Source organism: Nostoc sp. NMS8 (genome assembly GCF_017115045.1).
Lineage (GTDB): Bacteria > Cyanobacteriota > Cyanobacteriia > Cyanobacteriales > Nostocaceae > Nostoc.
This window is the reverse complement of record NZ_JABXKK010000052.1, coordinates 1-8686: the sequence shown is the minus strand read 5'-3', so window position 1 is coordinate 8686 and position 8686 is coordinate 1. Positions and strand designations below refer to the sequence as shown.

Below are 8686 nucleotides of genomic sequence, written 5' to 3'. Positions count from 1 at the left end.
TTATTTTTTCAACTAACTATAATTTGGGGAAAATTACAAGACCTTGAAAGGGCTGGTCCTAATAACTAGGAAATCTTATCTGGCGGTTATCGTACACTACTATTTTTTAGCGATGGCTACGCCCGCCGCGAGCATCGCAAAAGTTATCGGTCTACTGAATTTAAAAAAGTAAGATTTCGCGTTCAAAGTTTTCTGGGGTCGGTTCTATCTCCCAAACCAATCCTTCTTGGAGATCGCCCAGAGCTACTTCAATGTAAAGCCTATCTACAGCAGTTTTTGCTTGTACTTGGTTTCCATCAAATGGTTGTAAATCTTCTGTCAAAAGTCTCAATTTAAATCCACTGGGAATCATCTCGCCTTTGCTTGCATTATGCAGTTCAATGCGCCATACTCTATCTTCAATATTAGTTTTAGGCTGTACGCGCAACTTGTATTGTTGTCCGGCAATGCTGACTTTCCGCACTAAAATTGGCAATGTTGATGCTTGCTGTGAACTCCTAGCTAATGCAAAATTTGACTGTGACTCGATACTCGCCCAGCCAAATTTCTGTGCAAAATCTGACACCCCAGTTTGCAACCATTGATTAATCGACCACTGTTGTTGTTGTCCTTGGCGTTGTTCATACAATCGCTGTCTCCAACCTCCATGTTCTAGGAGCGCTCCCCAAATTGAAAATGGTACTGCTAGCCGTGGTAAAATCACTTCAGGATTTCCTAGACGTTGAAGTAAGTTGTGTGCTTGCGCGAGCGCTAATTCTGGCAGTGGTACAGTTTCTTCAGCATGGGTCGCTTCTTCTGGACATAATTGACTTGCCATCCACAAGATATTGAGGTTAGAAATTAAATCCTCTCCATCCAAACAATAAGCGCGATCGCTCGCATCGTAACTACCCATACTTTTCAGTAGAGTATGGGTCGTGTATCCCCAAATCCGTATACAACTCTCTTCCAAATTAACTTGTACCGCTAGATAATAATCTGCTGTCCAGGTAGGAATATCCACCCATTCCTGAGGAACGCGCAGTTCGCTTAAATCTGCTGCTTCAGATGGAATTAATACCAACCGTTTTTCTTCCAGGGAAATCGCTACGCCATCGACTACTTCCCAAACGCTGGGCAAAGCGGCAATATTAGGAAAAACAGCAGCATTGGGAGTATGTTCTGATCGTAGCCAAGGCAGAAAAGCATTCAAGCTCAAGCGGTTGAGATATGCGATCCAACGGCGATTACTCGTCGAAAACGCTTGACTTTGCTGCCAAAGTTTGGTTTGCTCGGCTTCCGGAATTTCTAACCACAAATGTGTAGAGTTTATTAAATTGACTGTGCCTGGGTTAAACATCATGTTGATACTACTCCAACTTAGAGGAGGAAAGACTATAGTAAGCTTTTAACCATTCCTCTAAAACGGTGTTGATATAGTTAAGTATGAGTGAGTTTAGAGAAATATGCAGTGACTCTTTACTCCAGTTTGCCAGCTTGAGTAGTAACGAATCTTGTGCTTTGGCGAGTTTACGAGAAATGGTATATTGCTTAATTCCCATCTGTTGGGCAATCTGCTGTTGAGTCAAATTCTGGCTATAGTAAAGTTTTATTATCTTTTGTGCCTCCTCATCCAGGTTGTTCAACGCTGCAATTAACATATTGCTGATTTGAGATTGCATTGACTGTCTCTCAAGCAATTCTTCTTGAGCAATGATTTCCGTCATTAAGGAGTCCTGCTTCAGTTGCGGTAATATATCTTGATACTCTCCAGAATCGTCATTCCCTCTGGGCGCATTCAGAGAAGCCATACTGGGGTAAAAATATTCTCGTACTGCTTTGGCACAAGCAACCAGCCATTTTTCCATCGTTTGCGGGTTACACTCCATCCCTGGTTGGGAAAGTTGGGTGTGGTGTTCAGAATTGTAAAGCTGGGCGATCGCAATCCATGTAGAGTCATCTGGCTTTGACAGTTGGCGAGTACCTGTAGGGTGCTGTGGAGCATATAGTGCTTGGTAGCATTTCCAAGCTAATACGTAGCGTTGTATTGTCTCTCCACTGAGGCCAACATTTTGTAAAGACTCCACCAGACGCTTTTGAGTCAGTTTCCGTAACAATCGCCAGTTAGTACTAATATCAATTTCATTGTGCGATCGCAGTATTTCCTTAATCTCGTTACTGAAAATTGCACTCGCATAATTATTCAAATTAAAACCCATGTTGGGTTTAAATCCTTTTAAAATTTTATCTACACTAGTTATGACCATTTGAAAGCAGTCAGATACTGTGTATTGAGTAGCAGAAAGATTAGTAATTATTTTGTAAGCCGCCCAATAACACGGTTCTTGTAAATAAGCCGAAAAATGTTCTCTTGCCAGACCTTCTTGTTGAATTTGCCACAATTTATACCAGTAACATATCCAAAAATTCTCTGAATGTTCTGGCTGCGATAGACTTGCCTGACAATTAAGTAGATTTCGCCGTAGTTTAGGATCGATTGCCCAACCAATTATTCTGTCAGCATCTAATTGTAAAAAAGTTGTAAATAATTCATTGATACTTTTACGAGTACGCATAAAATAACTACTCATTCTTGCATAAGTTTTAAGTTATCAACTAAAAAGTCCTGGTTTATGTAATGGGTGATGAACTTTTGCCGTTGGATTGTGCAGGTGGTTCTGCGCTCAGAAGAAGCCAAAGGCTTCGTTTTGCTTGAAAAACGTTGGGTAGTCGAACAAACTTTCTCACTTTTCACGGTATGTGGAAAAGGTCATTTTGAGGGTTTCCAAACGCTGATTTTTCTGTTAACCATTATCATTAGCTTAGAGCTATTGATAATTATACTGTGGAAAAAGCCACGCTTTTTCGGGGCTTGAAGACTTACCGTGAAAAGTCAGAACAAACTTTAACTTTTGGTTGGCTGATGGGATATCAGCGATTAATCAGAGACGCGCGGGTTATTGCCCGAAATATTCGAGACTTTTATTTATCTTGTTATGACCCGCATTATACGAGGCTATTAGCATAATATTTTACCTTTAAAAAACTTTTCAAGCATCCTCTTAGAGGATAAACTTATCGTTGGAGGTAGTGGAGATATATTTGTGCTTGGCAGTTCCTCCAGTGTCTTCTACACTGCATCTAACCAATTTGCGATTATTCGAGCTTTCGCACCCAGGAGTTGGACAAGATTCAGATTAAAGGCAATCTGTCTGAGTACACGTTAAGATAGAATCGCGACGTTCAGTTGGGAATCGGCGCCTTTTAGATGGAGATTCTCTTAAGCAGTAACTGGATTGCTGTTGTTCAAGATACCATCAATGTGCCTAATTCTTGATTTATTAGGCACATAAAATTATTCATAGATATGCCTGTGGCTATGCCGTAGTGGTCAATATCTAGTATGTTGATATCTAATGCTGAGGCTGTTATGCATCAAAAATACAAGATTTTGCGATGGCACCTGGAGTATGTGGGTTTCAATAAAGGACTACAAAATTCTTGCTATAAAAAATGAAAGGCAAAGTAATTTTTTCAAGTAACGCCTTTCGGAGATTTTGAGTTTGGTATAACTTTAAAGAAGTTAATTATAAACAGTAATTTTAGGATAAAACTAGCAAAGATGTCTCCAATAGCTGTTGGTTCTAATTACTCAAATAATACATTAAAAACAGGAGAAACCAAGCTCTGGATTTTATTAGTAGGTGTTAACGATTACCAAGATTCGGGCTTACCTTCTTTGCGTTACCCAGCTGTGGATTGCCAGGGGTTAAAAGAAGCACTAATAAAAGCTACACAGGGATTTCCTAATAAAGAAGTAATTATTCATAATGATTTGGCGACACAACCGCCGACCTTGGAAACAATTCGTCGCAGCCTGCGACGAATTGTTTCGCAAACTCGATCCGAGGATTCGATTCTGCTATATTTTTCTGGACATGGTATGTTAGAGCCTAATACTCAAGAGGCTGTACTTTGTTTAGCAGATACCCGCAAAGATGACTTGCTGACTACTGGCTTGGGTTTGCAAGAATTATTACAGATGTTGGAGAATACTGCGGCAAATCAGCAAATAGTTTGTCTAGACACCTGTCATAGTGGAAACTTCAAGTTATTACGGGGAAACGCTGGTAGTGCTAGAGACGGAAACATTTCTGATAATTTATTTAATTGTGCCCCAACCTTCGTGAAGGTGTTACAACAACGGGCATCACAAAGTAAAGGATTTTGCGCCTTACTATCATGCGATCAAGGGCAACAATCCTGGGAATTTTCAGAACTAGGGCATGGTTTATTTACTTACTACTTAATGCAGGGGCTATTAGGTGAAGCCGCTGACTCACAGGGTGTCATCGAAGCCGACGGTCTTTACAAATATGTTTATCGCCAGACGCTGCAATATATTGATAAATTAAATCAGCAACTGCGTCTGATTAATCAGCAAAAGCTTGATCGTGGAGACAGTAAACTCCATCCAGAATATCCCCTGCAAACACCCAAACGAATTGTGGAAGGAGTAGGAGAATTAATTCTTGGATTCAAACCTGATGCGGTTGAATCTCACAAACAGCGACGGGCGCTGGTCATCGATGGACTTGCAAATAATAAAACTACAACAGACTTGAGTCGGCTATTTGCTGGGGCTGGCGGCTTTGAGGTAGAATTTTTTCCTCAACAAGGCAAATCTTGGTTAGAAATACGAGGAACAATCCAAAACTTTCTACATTGGAGTAGTGAATCAGCAACTAAATCCGTTTCGCAGTTAGGAACAATCAAAAATACACCAACCTCCTTATTATACCTACGGGGGCACATCGAGGAAATCGAAGATGGAGAAGCCTGGTTAGTTTTAGGCGATGGAATGCGTCTAAGTCGTTCTTGGCTAAGACACGAGTTACGACGCGCTGCAAAGTTTCAACAAATAATTATTCTGGATTGTCCTGAGGCTACTTCCCTAAACAACTGGATAGAAGATTTGCATAGCGGCACGGAACATGGACAATGTATAATTTTCGGTGCTTCCACAGCGAAGGAGCCAGAACTATTTTCTCAAACACTTCTAGAAACACTTATTGCAGCCAATCCGCAAGTTGGGTTGTCAATTGCCAAATGGATTACTCAATTACAAACGCATTTATCAGCAAAATGTGTCAAACTTGATGTCTGGCTATCAGCTACACAAACAGTCATTGATATTTTGCCGGGTAATATTGGTATAGTTCTTCAAGATTTACAGGCAAAGGAAGTACCATTAAACGAGGAAAAAAAACAAGGAAATCAGGAAAATTTACTCCCCAAAGACGTTAATAATTTACCCAAAATAGAATTTGCTTCCCAGCCTTCATCCCAGCCATTTTCAAATCAGTCCGTTTCTGTTGCTGCTCCTATTGCTACTGATTATTTAGAAAAAACACAACCTCAATTAAATTTCAAGCTAGACTCAGAACAGTATTCTAAATTAGAACAGTTGCTGAGGCTATCATTAGGAGCGATTGCGCTTACCATTTTAAAAAGAACTTTAAAAAAGGTAACTAACTCTAAAGAATTAGTAGAAAAATTAACCTTTTACTTGTTACCAGAACAGCAACAAAATTTTGAGCAGCAAGCAATAGCTATCTTAGAAGAATCTACTGTTGCATCTAAAACCACGTCAGATAATTCTTCAGGCATTGATCCCAAATTTATCAGTAAATGCGAGCGCGAGTTAGCCTATGTAGTTGGACCAATTGCTAATTTTTTAACTCAAGAGATTTTAAAATCTGAACCGAAAATTTCCTTACTAGAATTTGTAAGCAAATTGGCAGCAAAAATCTCTAATAAACAGAAGGCTTTAGAGTTTGAACATAGGATGCTTGGTAACTTAAAATAAGTTAGTGAACATTTATCGCTAGCAGCTTGCGGCAGAAAAGTATATCTATCTAGTATTGGTATTATTATTTAACATATTCAGAGCAATTTCTAAACTATGCTTCATCCGGTTAAAAGCGTCCGCCAACGCTCCTATTTCATCTTTATCCTGTTTACCAAAATTGGCATCCATATCACCGATACTCACTTTTTCTGCCACATTAGCCATTATTTTAAGACGCTGTAGCACTGTCTTTTTTAACAACAAATTAATAATAATAACGATGATTGTAAAAATAATCCCTAAAAGTCCTAAGATTAGATAAAAAGACCACTGAGTAGTTTTAAAAATTTCCTCAGCCGGAACATAAACAATTTGAGTGGCAACAATTTGATTAAACTTCCACCCAAACCCATGTTCTTTTCCATAGGTTACTAATTGACTTTTAGGAGCCACTTCGGGAGCGCTATGGCAACGCAGACAACTTTGTTGGTCAACTCTAAAAGGCCGAGCGGTATAAAATAATTTATTTTCAAATACATTTCGGAAACCGGATAGGCTTTTCAACTCTGGTTGTTGATTAAATTTATTAATAATATCGGCTTCAAATTTGTCCGCCATATCCCTTATATTTGTTGGATTTGGCGCGGCATCTTTGTAGATAAAATTGCTAAATCCTTGGGTTTTACGTAAAATTTCAAAAGTTTCTCTAACAGAGAATGTTGGGACAACTTCTGGAATAAATTGTTCTTGAGTGTCTACTATCGGTAACAATAATGGTTGTACGCGGTCATTGGTATATTGTCTAAGTGAATTTGCAATTCGCATGGCAATTATTGCTTGAGAAGACACTTCTTGTTCTGCCTTTTGTTCAAGAACGCTTGATAAAGCAGTACCACTAATTAAAATCCCACAGAGAAAAGTCATCATCACAATTAAATTGACTTTCGTTCCAATTTTCATAACTATTTTTAGTATTTAAGGTTCTAGTAATATACTATAACTATAGCAATCCTAAACGAGTGATTCATGAAGCTTAGTAAAGACAAATATTTAACAATAGACAGATAATCAAAACACTCTTTGAAGATCGATGAAAGACATTTTTGCAGTTTTTTACTCTTATTTTCTGGGGTTTTATTGAGAAAACTAGGTGTACTCTATACCCGTTAATGGAATCCGCTCACCTGCTTTGTAGACTTGTCGTTTATTGGTATCAATTTTGAGATTGTCTACAACCATTACTCCCAAATTAGAAATAGCAGCAGTAGTTGCTCTATCGTTTCTTCGTCGCAGCAACGAGCGAATTCTTGACTCTAATTCCTTGGGAGAGAAAGGTTTCGCCATATAGTCATCAGCACCTAGCTCCAGTCCAGTGATCCGGTCTGCTACATCTGCCAAAGCTGTTAGCATGATAATTGGTACATCTGATTGTTTCCGTAGTTCTTGACAGACACCATAACCATCTAGTTTTGGCATCATTACATCCAGAACTATTAAATCAGGGATCAACAGGCGAAAAGCTGACAAAGCTTCTTCACCATCACTAGCTGTAACTACGCTGTAGCCAATCATTTCTAGACGCGTCTGTAAAATCCGCCGGATGCTGGCTTCGTCATCTACTACTCTACTACTAAGATTGTGCCTTTATCAGCTGATAAGTTTCTCAATGCTATTCCTTTCCAGCGAGAACTCTCAACCATTATCTGCTCATTAGGAGTCAAAACCGCAAAACAATCTTGAAGTACAGTCATGAGTCAAGAAGCGATCGCTTAATACTTGCATCTGTGCAACAGATTATGCTGGGGCATCTGCCCGAAAAAGAGATTTGTACTCAATTGGTAAATTCTTCAGCAAGAGACTCGTATTTTCCATAGATTTGGTGTATTTTATTAATTCTGTGCAATTATTAATACCCATTTTCTCAGAACTTTACTCATCCAAATTTTAAGCCAATGCTTTTGAGGGAACAGCCAATGAAAACTTCTAATGATATAGATACCAAGAAGATCACCAAAAAATCCGACAAGCTTACCCTGAGACAGATGAAGTTAATCGAAGAAGCAGAAGACCAACTTCTTCAAACTAATACTGTCAATTCTCCAGCCTCTGTGGTTGAGGTTGAGGAGAAACCAGTAGCGATTTCAGAGCCATTCGTTCCTGACTATGTTCCATTCCTTGACAATCCTCTAGTACAATCTGTGGGCAATTCCGGGTGGCAGGTTTCTGATGTCTGGCGAGATATTCGGGTAGATAGCTACTCGAATTAAACCGGAATTAAGTCTAAGCATATAAAAAAGTTCAACAATTAGGAGAGTAATGCTAACCGAATGTGGGCGCGATGGGCTACGCCTCGCCTTAAGAGCGATGGCGTAACCCCCATAAGTCGGTGGCGATCGCTTTAGTAATAACCTAGCGTGGCTGCGGCGTACAAGCCCTTTCAAGCGATTTATGGACGGATGCTTGGAGCGGGGTAAAGCACCTAACAGAAATTGTTGAACTTTATTATTTATTGTTGAACTTTTTTATTCCCCTACACTAAGGCAACCGCCTGAGCAACTTTTGTAAACTATCTTTGCACCAAGTCAAAGCTATAGTTGTATTGTGCTTATAATAAGTTACGGCTAATTCTAACTGGAAGTTAGCACCCTGTAAATGGTTATCGCTTAGATTACGCATCAAAGGCGATACCAAGACAAGCAAAATTTATCGGCAGCGTAATAGTTTTTAGGGACTTCCAGAAAATAAACTATTCCATTAACAATAATGATAATCATTTTAAGGGGGGATGAAGGGGCTGCCGACGGCAGCCCCTTCATCCCCTTTTGTAGTAATTTGAATAATGATTGAGTTTTTGAG

General features: G+C 39.3%; 6 protein-coding genes and 2 pseudogenes. 3 read left to right on the top strand and 5 right to left on the bottom strand.

Going from position 1 to position 8686, the window contains the following annotated elements:
• Positions 1-160: 160 nt before the first annotated feature.
• On the bottom strand, positions 161-1342 hold the full coding sequence (locus tag HWQ39_RS10115; RefSeq protein ID WP_292843839.1) for a DUF1822 family protein: 1182 nt from the start codon (positions 1340-1342) through the stop codon (positions 161-163).
• A gap of 7 nt (positions 1343-1349) precedes the next feature.
• Complete coding sequence (locus HWQ39_RS10110) at positions 1350-2555, bottom strand: sigma-70 family RNA polymerase sigma factor (protein ID WP_292843837.1); 1206 nt, start codon at positions 2553-2555, stop codon at positions 1350-1352.
• Between the two features lie 54 nt (positions 2556-2609).
• Between HWQ39_RS10110 and HWQ39_RS10105 the strand changes: the two are divergent.
• Positions 2610-2723, top strand: a pseudogene (locus HWQ39_RS10105) (IS5/IS1182 family transposase); the annotation flags it as partial.
• An 878-nt stretch (positions 2724-3601) separates the two neighbouring features.
• Entirely contained in the window at positions 3602-5848 is a 2247-nt protein-coding gene (locus tag HWQ39_RS10100) for a caspase domain-containing protein (protein ID WP_292843835.1), read from the top strand.
• A gap of 45 nt (positions 5849-5893) precedes the next feature.
• Here HWQ39_RS10100 and HWQ39_RS10095 read toward each other — a convergent pair whose 3' ends face one another.
• The gene (locus HWQ39_RS10095; RefSeq protein ID WP_292843833.1) at positions 5894-6790 is read right to left on the bottom strand and encodes a DUF3365 domain-containing protein; all 897 of its coding nucleotides are present in this window, start codon (positions 6788-6790) and stop codon (positions 5894-5896) included.
• A 192-nt stretch (positions 6791-6982) separates the two neighbouring features.
• A pseudogene (locus HWQ39_RS10090) lies at positions 6983-7453 on the bottom strand (response regulator); the annotation flags it as partial.
• Between the two features lie 350 nt (positions 7454-7803).
• Here HWQ39_RS10090 and HWQ39_RS10085 point away from each other — a divergent pair.
• Complete coding sequence (locus HWQ39_RS10085; protein ID WP_292843831.1) at positions 7804-8097, top strand: hypothetical protein; 294 nt, start codon at positions 7804-7806, stop codon at positions 8095-8097.
• Between the two features lie 408 nt (positions 8098-8505).
• Here HWQ39_RS10085 and HWQ39_RS10080 read toward each other — a convergent pair.
• A partial coding sequence (locus HWQ39_RS10080) for a hypothetical protein (protein WP_292843829.1) occupies positions 8506-8686 on the bottom strand: 181 nt, incomplete at its 5' end.